Consider the following 14575-nt stretch of genomic DNA (forward strand, 5'->3'; position numbering starts at 1 on the left):
GCGCCACCGATGGTAGCCGCGCCCACGAACCGCGCCAGTTGTTTTTCGGCGCGGCCGGTGGTCAGGCGAGGCTGTCTACTCGGGAGGAGGACATGGCGGTTACCAGGCCGGTGGAGGTGAAGGCGATGGCTACTTCGAGGCCGGGGGCGGCGAGTAGGAGCTTGGTGGCGTCGTCGTTGAAGGTGGCGGCGAGACCGCGTTGCACGGCGTAGCTGTGGATGGCGCGGCGATGGTCGGGCAGCTTCAGGCGGAAGACGCCGTTGAGCACGTGTATGAGACTGAGCAGATCGAGTGCGGGCGGGTCCAGGTCGGGATGTTCGATCAGCACCGCGAGCCGGGTGCCGCCCCCGACGTCGCAGCTGTACCACGTCCAACTGCCCGAGACCGCCTTGCAGAGTTCACCGATGAGCCAGGTTACCCGGCTCGGTTCGCTCGGCGCGCCGGGCAGCTGCGCGAACGGGATCTCGGCGGTGTGCAATTCCGGAATCCCGTGGCGCAGACCGTAATCGCGCACCGATCGGGCCAGCTCGGTGACCTCCTGCGGGTACCAGTCGTGGTTGGCCCAGCTCCACAGCCAGCTGCGCGGACCCGGCGCGGCGGTGCCGAGCACGTGAAACCTGGTGCAGGCCAACGGATGATCGCCGAAGAACTCGAATAACGGCGGCTCATAGGTGACCTGCCACCGGTGTGCGCCCAGCACCTCGATGCTGCGCTCTTGATGTTCATACGACATCAATGCCGCGTCATCGAGCAACTGTTCGAGGGTTGGCGATTCACTGCGGAGATAAGCCGTCACGACAGCCAATCCTGATCGATTTTCATACACGACGCATCCCCCTAGAAATGGCGTCCATAGCGGTTCGCCTGACGTTATGAGCGTCTGGTGATCCGATGATTATGCAATTCCGCGCCGCGGCCGCCGATGTCGTCGGCGTTGCGCGGGCGGATTTCCCCCGAGGTGCCTCGATGCACCGGAGAACCGACCGGTGTGCACTATTCGTTGCGTGCGGAGACTACCGATGGTTGGTCTGTACGCCGATCTGCTTGGTAAGCGCGCGTACGTCGGTAAGCAATTGCGGTGCCTGGCTACAGTCGTCGGTGTTCACGTTCTTGGTCGTGTTGTCGGCGTAGGTCACGACCACCTCGTAGTAGAACTGATCGAGGCATTCGTCCGGACCCAAGTAGCTGTCGTCGAGCGAGCGGAACTGCTGGCTGCCGACCAGATCGAACAATTGGCCGCGGCGCTGGTCGGCGAGAGCGCTGTCGACGGTATAGATGTCGTGAACCCCCGCGATGCCACCGGTCTGGTGTAGTTCGACGCGCACTGCCGCGGATGTGGTCGCGGCAGTGGCCGGGTCCGGTGCGTCGCCGCTGGATTCCGAGCCACAGCCGGTGGCTCCGAACAGTGCCGCGGCTATGCCGATCGGGAAGGTCGCCGCCAGTACTCGCCTGCGGTGAAATCGCGGTTTCCGCATGCTTCCACGCTACTCAGACAGCCCCGCGAACGTAACCGTTCATCTATTCCCCAGTCGTATTCGATGCCCTTGCCCGCGAGCCGGGTCGGTGTGTCGGAGCAGGGACGGTAGACAGGCATGATCGGTAGCGGCCCGCGGCGACGGTTGATGCGCGGCACCCGGCGGCGCCCGCGCCGATCTACCGTGCATCGCCGAAATGATCCGCGCGGACCTCGAATTCGCGTACTCGCGCGCGGTGCAGAGCCGGTGAGGGTGCTCGATGTCGTGACCCGCTCCGCGGCGCATCATCGATGCCACCGGGTCGATTCCCTACGGTCGGTACGTCGACGCTATGGACGAGGCATGGATCGAGTGGGGAGAACGCGACGTGCCGCAGGGCGGGGGAGCGGGCTGACTATGGTGAAGCGATGCGGATCTTTCTGGCGGGCGCGACCGGCGTCATCGGAACCCGATTGCTGCCGTTGTTGATCGCGGCCGGGCACGAGGTGGCCGGGATGACCCGATCGGCGGACAAGGCCGAACGGATCCGCGCGGCGGGTGCGGTGCCGGTGGTCTGCGATGTGTACGACGCGGACGCGCTGGTCGAGGGGGTTCGCGAGTTCGCACCCGATCTCGTGCTGCACCAATTGACCGACCTCCCCGACGATGCCGCGTTGCTGCCGGAGTCCGGTGCGGCGAACTCGCGCATTCGCACCGAGGGCACCCGCAACCTCGTCGCGGCCGCCCGAGCCGCAGGCGCGAAACGGTTTGTCGCGCAGAGCATCGCGTGGGAGCCCACGGGCGGGCGCGGCGCGGCCGTCGGCAGGCATGAGGCCGCTGTGCTCGACATCGGCGGCGTGGTCGTGAAATACGGCCAGTTCTACGGTCCCGGCACCTATTACGAGACGCAGCGTCCCGCGCATCCGCGCGTGCACGTCGACGAGGCGGCCGCACAGACCGTTCCGCTGCTCGAAGCGGGGAGCGGTGTCGTGATCATCGCCGAGAACGCCTGAGCGAACCGGGTTCCGGGTGTTGCGGCCCCTGGATCGGGCTCAAGGCAGGCAAGGCCCCGTGTCCACGGCTGGTGCGGCGGTGTCGAGGGGGCCGATTTCGGCGAGCAGTTCGGGCAGGCTCGCCGCGTAGCCGACCGCGTCGTCGTCCGGGTCGACGCCGAACACCATGCCGAACACCCGACCCTGCGCGTCGGTCAGCGGTCCGCCGGAATTGCCCTCGCGGATCGTGCCGTTCACCGTGTAGACGTTCCGCTCGCTCGTCGCGCGGCGGTAGATGTCGGGCACCGGACGGTCGCCGCGCTGGCGCACCCGCGCCGCGGCGGCGGTGTACAACCCGCCCTCCGGGTAGCCGAGGATGATGGCGTCGGCGCCGGGCACGCCGGGTTCGGGCGCGACGGTGACCGGCGGTGCGTCGAGGCCGGGCACCGCGAGCACCGCCAGGTCGCGGGCGGGGTCGAAGCGCACGACCACCGCTTTCAGCCGGCCGCGTGGTGTGTCGACGCCGACTTCGTTCGTCCCCGCGACGCCGTGGGCGTTGGTCAGCACGCGCTCCGGGGCGATGACGAAGCCGGAGCCGGTCTGTTGCCGACCGCACGACGGTGCCGCACCGCGGACGCGGAGCACACTCTGTTGCAACGCGCGGGGTACCGGACTGTGCACGACGCGTGCGTCGGGCGGCGCGAGCGGCAGCGTCAGCCCGGCGTCGACGATCGGGGTCGTGATCACCGTGGACAGTCCGGCCAGCCAATACGGCGCGACCCCGTCGACCGCGCGCACCACCGTCGAATCCCGCACTGCCGCGGCCAGGCTCGGCTGGGCCGACACCGTGAGCGGTGCCGCGAGCAGCCACACCGCGAGCGGCACCGCGGCCGCGTGCACGAACGAGCCACCGGTGGCGTCGACGCGTTGTGCGAGCCGACCGCGGATCGCGCGGCGCGCCCGCCGGCCCAGCCGCTGGCCGACCGTCTCGCCGAACGCCACCATGCCGATGATCAGGCACAGCACGATCAGCAGCCGGATGGGTCCTGGTGTCACCCGGCTCAGCGTCGCCGCCGCGACGCAGGCGCCGACCACCGCGCCCGCGACGACGCAGAGCATCCCGATCATCGCGGCGAGCGCACCGCGCCGCCAGCCGACCAGCGCGGCCAGCCCGGTCGCGGCGAGTAGGGCGAGGTCGAGCCAATTAGGCAGGGTCACGCTTCCAAAATAGCGACTTGTTAGCCGGTGGCTCGCCGGGTCGCGGCGCTACCACGGGACCGGCATGCCGTGCCGGTCCAGGAACTGCGGGCCAGGGGCGCCGGCCTGGGCTTCGAGCACGTCGACCACGGCCGGGATGCTCTCCTCGGGGCGCAGCGGGCGTCGGGACCGCCGAGCCGGGTGCGATTGTGCCCGGGGTCGATGAGCAGTTCGGTCTGTCCGTCGTCGGCGTTGCGGGTGGCATAGCCGCGCATCAGCTGGTTCATCGCGGCCGTGCTCGCCCGACCGTGAAGTGAACGGCGACCCGGAACGGCTCTCGGTCAGCTCGGTGCGGCGGTGGCCGGATTACCTCGGGCCGTAAGTGTTGAGGAACAGCGCGGGCCCGGCGCCGAATTCGCCCGCGGCGCCGAGGTGCAGCAGCGCGGCCATGGCCTTGGCGGTGTAGACCGGCTCGAGCCGGAGGCCGTCGGCCGCGGCGCGGGCCTGGGCGGTCGCGGCCGCGGGGGTGGGGTGGCCGTAGCCGGGGCCGAGCCAGTCGGTGGTCATCGTCACGTCGGCGGCCTGTAGGCCGGTCGGCGCGAATCGCGCACCGCGCGAACGCAAGAGCCGCTCGGCGCGGTGCGCCAGGCCGACGATGTGCGTGGCGTCGAGCGCAAGCGTGTCGTTGACGACAACGCCGACAACGCGCGTCCGTAGCCCCGCCAGTCGCAGCCCGAGCGCCAAACCCGCCGCGGTGCCACCGGACCCGACGGCCGTCACGAGATGGCTGGGTTCGGCGAGCGCACCGGCCTCGATCTGGGCGGCCAATTCCAGTGCGGCCTCGACATAGCCGAGCGCGCCGAGCGGAGACGAGCCGCCCACCGGCAGGAAGTACGGGCGCCTGCCACCGAGGGTGTGCCGCAGATACAGCCACGGCACCCGGAGCACGGTCTGCCGCTTGGTGTGCGTGAAACGCAGTGTCGCACCGGAATCCGCCAGGCGGTCGAGCTGTGCCCGGACGTGCTCGTCGAGCGGCTGGTCGACCAGGGCGAGCGTGGTGTCGATGCCGTGCTCGCGCCCGTAGCGCGCGGTGGCCAGGCCCCAGTTGGTGCCGGTGCCGCCGACGGTGACGATGGTGCGCGCGCCGCGCCGACGCGCCTCGGGCAGCAGCCATTCCAGCTTGCGGACCTTGTTGCCGCCCCATCCGCCGTCGCCGTAGGCGCTGTCGTCCTTGCACCACAACTGAACTCCGGTGTCGATGTCGACCGGGCGAACCGGGGTAGGCGCGGTACCGAGCCGCAGGAACGGCAGCGTGCCGGTGAGCTCGGGAAAACGCTGGTGCAGTAGGGAATCTGTCATGTCAGCGGTCGGCGCGAGATTTGGTGATCGCCTCGGGGATGCCGAGCAGCGCGGCCTGCACCTCGTGCAGGCGATCCACGTCGCCGCGGATACCGGCCACGTTGTCGCTGTAGAGGAAGGCCTCACCGAGCCGAACCAGCGCGTAGGCGAGCAGATCCGGCTCGAGCGGCGGACGGTAGTCGTCCTCACGCTCTGCGCGCGCGATGAGCTCGCGCACCGTCGTGACCACCAGCGGCTGCACCGGACCGTCGCTCGCGGTGAGAATGCGCAAGCCGGCCAGCGGCTCGTTCTCGAAATACCGCCGGAACGGCTCGTTGTCGGTCATCCAGCGGTTCACTCGGTACAGCACGTCGAGGATGCGCCGGGCCCCGGTGGAGCGCCTGCGCGCGTCGGCGCGGCTGAGCAGCGCCGCGAACTCACCCGCCAGCACCGTGCCGAGCACGCCCTCGCGGGAACCGAACCAGCGGTAGATCGAGGCGCGGCTGAGCCCGAGTTCCGCTGCGATCGCCTGGATATCGACCCGCTCGCCGGCCAGGAACGCCCGCCGTGCGAGTTCGATGACCTCCTCTCTGGTCGCGGACGCCGGTCGTCCGGGCGGGCGGGTGGTCCGCTGGCTGGGGGAGGTCATCGGAAAATGGTACATCGTTCGTCTCGTGTACCGAACCGATCCGGGAATCAGAACCAGGCGTCCCGCATTTCCAGTGTGGTGGTGTCGAGCCGGGCGAGCAGGTCCAGCGCGGGCCCGGTCTTGGGCAGCTCGAAGCGGTAGAAGTACCGCGCCGCATGCCGTTTGCCGTCGTAGAAGTCGCCGGTCTGCGCGCCGGTGGCCAGCAGTTGCTCCAACCAGATCCAGGCCAGCACGATGTGGCCGAACGCCTCCAGATACACCGAACTGTTCGCCAGCGCGGCCTCGAAATCGCCGGAGGCGAACAGGCCCGCGGTCACCTCGACCAGGCGCTGCCACGCCGAATCCAATTGCGCGGCAAGCTCGGCCGCCTCGCCACCGGCCGCCCGTGCGGTCGCGACCGTGGCCTGCACCCGGCTGCCGAGCGCGAGCAAGCTGGCACCGCCCTGCTGGGTGACCTTGCGGCCCAGCAGATCCAGACCCTGGATGCCGTGGGTGCCCTCGTGGATCGGATTGAGCCGGTTGTCGCGGTAGTGCTGTTCGACGTTGTATTCGCGGGTGTAGCCGTAGCCGCCGAGCACCTGGATGGCGAGGTTGTTCGCCTCGAGGCACCACTGCGACGGCCAGCTCTTCGCGATCGGGGTCAGGATGTCGAGCAGCAGGGTCAGCGACTGCCGTTCCTCGGCGGTCTCGGCGGTGCGCTGTTCGTCGACCAGGCGCGCGCAGTAGAGCACCAGGCCCAGCGCGCCCTCCGTATAAGCCTTCTGTGCCAGCAGCATTCGCTTCACATCGGCGTGCTCGATGATTGGTCGCTGCGCGGCGCTCGGGTCGGCGGGCAGCTTCGCGCGGCCCTGCGCGCGGGTGCGCGCGTAGTCCAGCGATTCCAGGTAACCGGTGTAGCCGAGCGCCGTCGCGACCAGGCCGACGCCGATCCGCGCCTCGTTCATCATGTGGAACATGTAGCTCAGTCCGCGGTGTGGCTCGCCGACCAGATAGCCGACCGCGCCGGGTGCGCCGCCGGGCGTCCATTTGCCTTCACCGAAATTGAGCACGGTGTTGACGGTGCCGCGGAAGCCCATCTTGTGGTTGAGCCCGGCCAAGGCGACATCGTTGCGTTCGCCGATCGTGCCGTCCGCGCCGACCAGGAAGCGCGGCACCACGAACAGCGAGATGCCCTTGGTGCCCGCCGGGCCGCCGGGGATCTTCGCGAGCACCAGATGCACGATGTTCTCGCCGATTTCGTGGTCACCGCCGGAGATCCACATCTTCGTGCCGAAGAGGCGATAGGTGCCGTCCGCGCGCGGCTCGGCGCGGGTCACGATATCGGCCAGTGACGACCCGGCCTGTGGCTCGGACAGGCACATCGTGCCGAAGTACCTGCCCTCCAGCATGGGTCGCACGAATCGCTCGCGGAATTCGGGACCGGTATGGGCGAGCAGGAGATTGGCGTTGGCGACGGTGAGGAACGAGTAGCCTGCGGTGCCGGGATTGGCCGCCTGGAACCACGCGTAGCTCGCCTGCGCGACGGTCACCGGCAGCTGCCCGCCGCCGATCTCGTAATCCATTGCCACGGCGGGCAATCCGGCCTTGGCGAAGGCGTCCAGCGCCACCCCCACCTCGGGGATGAGGGTGACGCGTTCGCCGTCGAAGCTCGGTTCGTGCGCGTCGTTGAGCTTGTTGTGCGGCGCGAAATACTTGGTCGCCAGCTGCTCGCTGAGCTCGAGCACCGCGTCGAAGGTCTCTCGCGAATGGTCCGCGTACCGCTCACGTTTGGTCAGCTCCTCGACCCGCAGCCACTCGTAGAGCAGGAAGTCGAGATCGCGCCGGGAAAGCAGCGTAGACCGCATCACCCATCCTTTCGAGACATGTGCAATCTACTGTATCTTACGTCGCTCCCCGGTCGTGTGCTTCCGGAATCGTAGCCTCAGCTGCCGAGACGATCCAGGGCAGCGGCGGGAACCCCCCAGCCGGACAGCAGTTTTCGCACCTGCTGCGGGTCGGCCGAGAGCGGTTCGGGCGGCTCGGTGGGCGTGCGGTCGAACCGTGGCGCGGGCGCGGGCTGCAGCACGCCGTTCACCGTGATGAAGGCGTTGCGGGCCACATTGTGCGGGTGCTCGTGGGCTTCCCACGGACTGAGCACCGGAGCGACACATGCGTCGGAGCCGGCGAACAGCTCGGTCCATTCGTCGCGGGTGCGCTCCTTGAACTTGGCGCCGAGTACCTCTTTGAGTCGCGGCCAGCCGTTCTTGTCCAGCTGGAACGGCAGGTCGGGGTCGTCGATGCCGAGAATCGCGAGCATCTGGTTGTAGAACGGGATTTCGACGCAGCCGACCGCGAGGTACTCGCCGTCGGCGCATTCGTAGGTGTCGTAGAACGGCGCGCCGCCGTCGAGCATGTTCTCGCCCCGCGGGAAGTTCCACAGGCCGAGGTGGTGCAGGCCGTGCATAGACGCGGTGAACAGCGCCGCGCCGTCGACCATCGCCGCGTCGATCACCTGGCCCTTGCCGGACCGTTCCCGTTCGTACAGCGCGCCGAGCACCCCGAGCGCGAGCAGCAGGCCGCCGCCCGCGAAATCGCCGAGCATGTTCGCCGGCGCCACCGGCGCCTCGCCCGCCCGGCCGACCAGTCCGAGCGCGCCGGACACGGCGATGTAGTCGATATCGTGGCCGGCGGTGTGCGCCAGCGGACCCTGCTGCCCCCAGCCGGTCATCCGGCCGTAGATCAGACGCGGGTTGCGTGCCGCCAGATCGGCGGGGCCGATGCCGAGGCGTTCGGTGACCCCGGGCCGGAATCCCTCGATGAGCACATCCGCGTGCTCGGCCAGCTCGAGCAGCGTGTCCCGGTCGTCGGGGTTCTTGAGGTCGAGGGTGATGCTGTGCTTCCCGCGGTCCAGCGGACCCTCCGGGGAGACGATGCCCTCGCCGGGCTTGCCGCCGCGGTCAACGCGCAGCACCTGCGCGCCGAGATCGGCCAGGATCATCGCCCCGAACGGGCCGGGCGCGAGGCTGGCGATCTCGATGACTTTGACTCCGTGCAGTGGTCCCATGTCTCCGCTCTCTGTCGTCCTGGACGCGGGCATGCGGCCACGGCCGAACCCCGCCCGTCCGGTCGGTGTCCCGACGGTAGGGCGGACTCGGGGCGCGGCCAATGACCGTCGCGCTCGAGAAACCGTGACCGCGGCGCTCACGCTCAGTCCACGCGCGCCAATCGCGCGAGGATGGTCGCCGCCATGGCGGCGGGGTCGCCGTGATCGGGCCGCAGCACGAGTTCGGCGTCGGTCGGAGCTTCGTACGGGTCGTCGATGCCGGTGAACCCGCTGATCTCGCCGGCGCGCGCCTTGGCGTACATGCCCTTCGGGTCGCGGGCCTCGCAGACCTCCAGCGGCGTATCGACGAAGACCTCGACGAACGGGATGCCCGCCGCGAGGTGCGCGGCGCGCACTCGGTCACGGTCGGCACGGTACGGGCTGATCAGCGAGACCACCGCCACCACACCGGCGTCGGCGAACAAGCGGGCGACCTCGCCGACCCTGCGGATGTTCTCGACCCGGTCGGCGGCGCTGAAGCCGAGATCGGCATTCAGTCCGTGGCGCAGGTTGTCCCCGTCGAGCAGGAAGGCGGGGCGGCCCGCGGCGACCAGGCGGCGTTCGAGTTCCACTGCGACGGTCGACTTTCCGGAGCCGGAAAGCCCGGTCAGCCAGACCGTGAGCCCGCGCGTGGCCCGTTCGTCGCGCCCGACCGCGGTGGCATGCCAGACCACCCGGGACGAGGGCAGCGTCGGGCCGGTGATCATGCCCGCGGCCACGGTGTTGTTGGTCGTTTCGTCGACCAGGATGAAGCTGCCGGTGCTGCGATTGCGCCGGTACGGGTCGAAAAGCAGCGGCTGGCGGGTGCGCAGCTGAATGCGACCGATCTCGTTGAGCGACAGCGTTTCCGGGCTCTCGTCACGGTGCAGCGTGTTGACGTCGAGCCGGTAGTCGAGGCTGCGCACCTCGGCGGTGGCCGTGCGGGTGGTGTGCCGGATGGTGTAGGTCGCGCCGGGGGAGAGCTGGGAGTCGTCGGCGAACCAGCACACCATGGCGTCGAGATCGCGCCCGGCGCTGGGCCGGTTGTTCGGCCGGCAGATCATGTCACCGCGTGCGATATCGATCTCGTCGGCGAGCTGGATCGTGACCGCTTGCGGCGGAAACGCTTCGGCGACGGGCTTGCCGCCCGGACCCCAGATGGCCGCGACGGTGGTGGTCAATCCCGAAGGCAGCACCGCCACCTCGTCACCGGGCTTGAAGACCCCGCCCGCGACAGTGCCCGCGTAGCCGCGAAAATCCCGGGCGTGCCTGCGGATCACGTACTGCACCGGGAATCGGGCATCGATCAGGTTACGGTCGGAGGCGATGTGCACCTGCTCGAGGTGGTGCAGCAGCGGAGTGCCCTCGTACCAGGGCATGCTCGCGCCGCGGTGCACGATGTTCTCGCCGTGCAGCGCCGACATCGGCACGAAGGTCAGGTCGGAGACGTCCAATTTCGAGGCGAACTGGGCGAATTCGGTGCGGATCTCCTCGAACCTGGCCTGCGACCAGTCCACCAGGTCCATCTTGTTGACGCACAGCACCAGGTGCGGGATGCCGAGCAGGCCGGCCAGGAAGGCGTGCCTGCGGGTCTGCTCGACGACCCCTTTGCGCGCGTCGACCAGGATCAGCGCGAGGTCGGCGGTAGACGCTCCGGTCACCATGTTCCTGGTGTACTGGATGTGGCCCGGCGTGTCGGCGATGATGAATTTTCTTCTCGGCGTGGCGAAGTAGCGGTGCGCCACATCAATGGTGATGCCCTGTTCGCGTTCGGCGCGCAGTCCGTCGGTGAGCAGGGCGAGGTTGGGGTAGTCGTCGCCGCGGTCGCGGCTGGTGCGTTCCACCGCGGCGAGTTGATCGGTGAAGATCGTCTTGGAGTCGAAGAGCAGCCTGCCGATGAGGGTGGACTTGCCGTCGTCGACGCTGCCCGCGGTGGCGAGGCGCAGCAGGGTGGCGCTCATCAGAAGTAGCCCTCTCGTTTGCGATCTTCCATGCCCGCCTCGGAGATCCGGTCGTCGGCGCGGGTGGCGCCGCGCTCGGTGACCCGGGCGGCGGCCACCTCGGTGACCACCTCGGCGGGGGTGGCCGCGGCGGATTCCACGCAGCCGGTGCAGGTGGCGTCGCCGACCGTGCGGAAGCGCACCGTGGTCTCGTACGGCTGTTCACCGTCGAGCAGCCGCAGAAACCTGGTGTGCGCCAGCAGCATTCCGTCGCGTTGCACCACCGGCCTGCGATGCGCGTAGTAGAGCGGCGGCAGGTCGATGCCCTCGGCGGCGATATAGGTCCAGATGTCGAGCTCGGTCCAGTTCGACAGCGGGAATACGCGAATGTGTTCGCCCGCACGGTGTTTGCCGTTATAGAGGTTCCACAGCTCGGGTCGTTGGCCGCGCGGGTCCCACTGGCCGTATTCGTCGCGGAAGCTGAACACGCGCTCCTTGGCGCGCGCCTTCTCCTCGTCGCGGCGCGCGCCGCCGAAGACGGCGTCGAAGCCGCCCTCCTTGATCGAGCGCAGCAGCGTCGCGGTCTGTAATCGGTTGCGCGAGGCCCGCGGGCCGGTGTCCTCGGTGACCCGGCCCGCGTCGATATCGTCCTGCACCCGGCCGACGACCAGGCGCAGCCCGAGCCGGGCGACGGTCTCGTCGCGGTAGGCGATCACCTCGTCGAAATTGTGTCCGGTATCGATATGCAACACCGGGAACGGCAGCGGCGCGGGCCAGAAGGCTTTAGCCGCCAGGTGCAGCATCACCACCGAGTCCTTGCCGCCGGAGAACAGCAGCACCGGTCGTTCGAAGGTCGCCGCTACTTCTCGGAATATGTGTGCCGACTCGGCCTCGAGCGCGTCCAGATGAGGCAGCTCGTAGGTGCTCGCCGTCGACTTCGCGTACTGGCTCACACCGCAAAACTAGAACACGTTTCGATTGTTGGCAATGGGTGCGCCGGGTCGGTCAGCGCGCGGTCGCGGCGGTGACCGGCTTCCTACCGCCCGACGCGGCCGTGACGGCATCCGCGGCGGCGATGAGAGCCGTTCCGCGCCTATCGATTTCGGCACCCGTGATGGGCTTACCAACGTACATCGTGAGCACCATGTTCTGCCTGCCATCGCCGTCATAGGTCGGGGCGGCTAGCAGGCTCACCGGATGCTCCTTGCGTGGGCGCAGATCGGTACCCAGGTACACCCGCTCGCCCAGGCTCGTCACCAGTTCGCCGACCAATTCGCGCAGTTCATCGGGGAGATCGCGAGCGGCGAACCCGGCCAGCAGGGCGTACAGTTTGCGCCCTGCGGCGGTGAGACTTTCGACCAGATACCCGCGTTGACGGCACTCGGCGACCACCTGGCGCAATCGTGCCTCGTCCTGCCGCAGCGGCACGGTCGGCGGTTTGGCCAGCCAGGCGTCGAAGGCCGCGTCGGTATCCCACAGCACGTACATCAGCCCGACCGGTGGCGCGAAATGGTAGGCGGCGCCGACCTTGACCATCCCGGGGCCGGTGCTTTCCAGCACCATGATCTGGTCGCCGACCACGGCCGATGCTGTGCAGGTCGTGCGGTATTCGGCGGTGAGTCCGGCCAGCTCGGTTCTGGCCAGTGCGGAGATCGCGAAGCTGTCCTGGGCGACCCGGCCCGCGGCGATGAGCGCGGGCCCGAGGCCGTAGGTGCGGGTGGCGGCGTCGCGCACCAGGTAGCCGCCCGCGGTGAGCTCGGTGAGGATGCCGAGGCAGGTGGGTTTGGCCAGCTCGAGCGTGCGCGCGAGCTCGGAGAGGCCGAAGCGCTTGCCGCGCTGTTCGACGAGGAAATCGAGCACCTGCACCACGCGCACCGTCGGTGCGGATCTACGGCCGACCATTGACCACTCCTAGAACACGTTCTAATCTCAGCTGAGAGGAAATGTACCAGAGCGGTACATATTTGGAACACCACAGCGTGTGATTCAACGGAGAGCCTTTTGCTGACACAGCCGTTCGCGGACGCCATCGTCGCCGCCGAGCAGATCATCACCGGAGCCGCGCACATCCGGACCGAGCAGGACCTCGTCGAGGGCTACGACTACCTGGCGGGCAGCATTCGTGCGGCCCTGCAGATGGCGTGGGCCTATGAGCGAGACTTCCCGTTCTTCGTGCGATCCACCGGCCCCTACACGAAGATGGGCCTGGACAACCCGGACACGCTCTACTTCCACTCGTACCTGCGCCCGGACGCCGAATACATCGTCACCGGAAAGCGGGGCAGTACAAGGGATCTCAGCTTTCAGGTGTTGAACGGGAACTATTCGCCGGTCGACGTGCCGGACAGCCTCACCGCCTTCGACGACCGATCGCTGGAGGTGGCGCCGGACGGGTCCTTCCAGCTGCGGCTCGGCCCCGGTCCGGCCCGCCCGGGCTACGTCCATCTCGCGCCGGACTCCGCGATGCTGGTGATCCGTGAGGTGTACAGCGATTGGACCAACGAGCGGCCGGGCACCGTGCGGATCGCCCGGGTCGACGGTCTCGGCGCCGCCCCGCCGCCGCTGACCAAGGACCTGCTCACCAAGCGCTACGGCGTGGCGGGCAAGATGCTGATCTCGCGCCTGCAGACCTTCCTGGCCTTCCCCGAGTGGTTCTACCTGAATCTGCCGGTGAACACGATGACCGAGCCGCGCGCCACCCCGGGCGGTCTCACCACCCAGTTCTCCTCGGCCGGGCACTACGAGCTGTCCGACGATCAGGCGATGATCATCACGGTGCCGAAATCCGATGCGCCGTACCAGGGTTTCCAGCTGGGCAGCATGTGGTATCTGTCGCTGGACTACATCAACCATCAGACCAGCCTGACCGCGGACCAGGCGCGGGTGGACCCGGACGGCATGATCCGGCTCGTGGTCAGCGAGCGTGATCCCGGGCTGGCCAACTGGATCGAACGCACCGGGCACGACCGGGGCTATCTCCAGTTCCGCTGGCAGCGGCTGTCACGGGAGATGAAGCCGGAGGACGGCCCGACGGTGGAGGTGGTCCCGGTCGCCGAACTGGGACAACGACTTCCGTTCTATGACCAGGCGCGCGTCACGCCGCAGCAGTGGCGCGCTCGAATCGCGGCCCGGCAGGCCGCGGTCGCGGAAAGGATGCTCGGCTGATGTTGTTGCAGGACAAGGTTGTCGTGGTCTCCGGTATCGGTCCCGGGCTCGGCCGTGCCATCGCGGTGCAGAGCGCCAAGGCCGGTGCCGATGTGGTGCTCGCGTCCCGGACCGAGTCCCGGCTCACCGAGGTGGCCAAGGAGATCAGCGAACTCGGCAGGCGCGCGGTGGTGGTGCCCACCGACATCAACGACGAGGCCGCCGCGATCAATCTGGTGCAGGCCGCGCAGGGCGCGTTCGGCCGGGTGGACACGCTGGTGAACAACGCCTTCGCCATCCCGCCGATCGCGGATTTGGCCGAGGTCGATCTGGACCAGGTGCGCGCCGGTTTCGAGACGAATGTGCTTGCGGCACTGCGCTTGACTCGGCTTTTCGTGCCCGCGCTCGCCGAGTCGAAGGGCTCGGTGGTGATGATCAACTCGGCCGTGCTGCGGCACTCGCGGCGTACCTTCGGCCCCTACAAGATGGCCAAGGCGAGCCTGCTCGCACTGGCGCAGAGCCTGGCCACCGAGCTCGGCCCGCGCGGCATCCGGGTGAATACCATTGCCCCCGGCTATATCTGGGCCGACAACCTGAAGTGGTACTTCAACTATCTCGCCGAGCAGCGCGGCATTACCGCCGAGCAGGTGTACGCGGAGACGGCCGAGACCATCGACCTGCGCAAGCTGCCCGAACCCGACGAGATCGCCGACGCGGTCGTGTTCTTCGCCTCGGCCATGGCGCGCGCGATCACCGGCGCCTGCCTGGACGTCAATGGCGGCGAATACCACCACTAGCCG

Annotated in this window: 13 protein-coding genes; 3 read left to right on the top strand and 10 right to left on the bottom strand. The window is 68.6% G+C overall.

Going from position 1 to position 14575, the window contains the following annotated elements; genetic code table 11:
- Positions 1-61 precede the first annotated feature (61 nt).
- Positions 62-796 (bottom strand): DUF6882 domain-containing protein, encoded by a 735-nt coding sequence (locus tag F5X71_RS15675; protein ID WP_167462632.1) that lies wholly within the window; start codon positions 794-796, stop codon positions 62-64.
- A gap of 217 nt (positions 797-1013) precedes the next feature.
- Entirely contained in the window at positions 1014-1475 is a 462-nt protein-coding gene (locus F5X71_RS15680) for a protealysin inhibitor emfourin (protein WP_167462633.1), read from the bottom strand.
- Between the two features lie 407 nt (positions 1476-1882).
- Between F5X71_RS15680 and F5X71_RS15685 the strand changes: the two genes are divergently transcribed.
- Entirely contained in the window at positions 1883-2467 is a 585-nt protein-coding gene (locus F5X71_RS15685; RefSeq protein ID WP_167462634.1) for an NAD-dependent epimerase/dehydratase family protein, read from the top strand.
- Between the two features lie 39 nt (positions 2468-2506).
- Here the strand turns inward: F5X71_RS15685 and F5X71_RS15690 are convergent, their stop codons facing one another.
- The 8 genes from F5X71_RS15690 to F5X71_RS15730 all read right to left on the bottom strand — a co-directional run bounded on the left by F5X71_RS15690 (position 2507) and on the right by F5X71_RS15730 (position 12533).
- Positions 2507-3664: a MarP family serine protease gene (locus tag F5X71_RS15690; RefSeq protein WP_167462635.1), complete on the bottom strand. Its 1158-nt coding sequence runs from the start codon at positions 3662-3664 to the stop codon at positions 2507-2509.
- A 345-nt stretch (positions 3665-4009) separates the two neighbouring features.
- A complete protein-coding gene (locus tag F5X71_RS15700; protein ID WP_167462636.1) occupies positions 4010-5002 on the bottom strand; it encodes a 1-aminocyclopropane-1-carboxylate deaminase/D-cysteine desulfhydrase in 993 nt (330 codons plus the stop codon).
- 1 nt (position 5003) lies between these two features.
- Positions 5004-5630, bottom strand: a complete 627-nt coding sequence (locus tag F5X71_RS15705; protein ID WP_238815911.1) for a QsdR family transcriptional regulator — start codon at positions 5628-5630, stop codon at positions 5004-5006.
- Between the two features lie 47 nt (positions 5631-5677).
- Positions 5678-7474, bottom strand: coding sequence for an acyl-CoA dehydrogenase (locus tag F5X71_RS15710; RefSeq protein WP_167462638.1), 1797 nt, complete (start codon positions 7472-7474; stop codon positions 5678-5680).
- A gap of 77 nt (positions 7475-7551) precedes the next feature.
- Positions 7552-8673, bottom strand: coding sequence for a CaiB/BaiF CoA transferase family protein (locus F5X71_RS15715; RefSeq protein ID WP_167462639.1), 1122 nt, complete (start codon positions 8671-8673; stop codon positions 7552-7554).
- Between the two features lie 143 nt (positions 8674-8816).
- Positions 8817-10652: an adenylyl-sulfate kinase gene (gene cysC / locus F5X71_RS15720; RefSeq protein WP_167462640.1), complete on the bottom strand. Its 1836-nt coding sequence runs from the start codon at positions 10650-10652 to the stop codon at positions 8817-8819.
- Positions 10652-11584 (bottom strand): sulfate adenylyltransferase subunit CysD, encoded by a 933-nt coding sequence (cysD, locus tag F5X71_RS15725; RefSeq protein ID WP_167462641.1) that lies wholly within the window; start codon positions 11582-11584, stop codon positions 10652-10654. The genes cysC and cysD overlap by 1 nt, the downstream gene beginning before the upstream one ends.
- A gap of 52 nt (positions 11585-11636) precedes the next feature.
- The gene (locus F5X71_RS15730) at positions 11637-12533 is read right to left on the bottom strand and encodes a helix-turn-helix domain-containing protein (RefSeq protein ID WP_167462642.1); all 897 of its coding nucleotides are present in this window, start codon (positions 12531-12533) and stop codon (positions 11637-11639) included.
- Between the two features lie 99 nt (positions 12534-12632).
- Between F5X71_RS15730 and F5X71_RS15735 the strand changes: the two genes are divergently transcribed.
- Positions 12633-13796, top strand: coding sequence for a hypothetical protein (locus F5X71_RS15735; RefSeq protein ID WP_167462643.1), 1164 nt, complete (start codon positions 12633-12635; stop codon positions 13794-13796).
- Complete coding sequence (locus tag F5X71_RS15740; RefSeq protein ID WP_167462644.1) at positions 13796-14572, top strand: SDR family oxidoreductase; 777 nt, start codon at positions 13796-13798, stop codon at positions 14570-14572. Before F5X71_RS15735 ends, F5X71_RS15740 begins: the two co-directional genes overlap by 1 nt.
- Positions 14573-14575 lie beyond the last annotated feature (3 nt).

It is taken from the genome of Nocardia brasiliensis (assembly GCF_011801125.1).
Lineage (GTDB): Bacteria > Actinomycetota > Actinomycetes > Mycobacteriales > Mycobacteriaceae > Nocardia > Nocardia brasiliensis_C.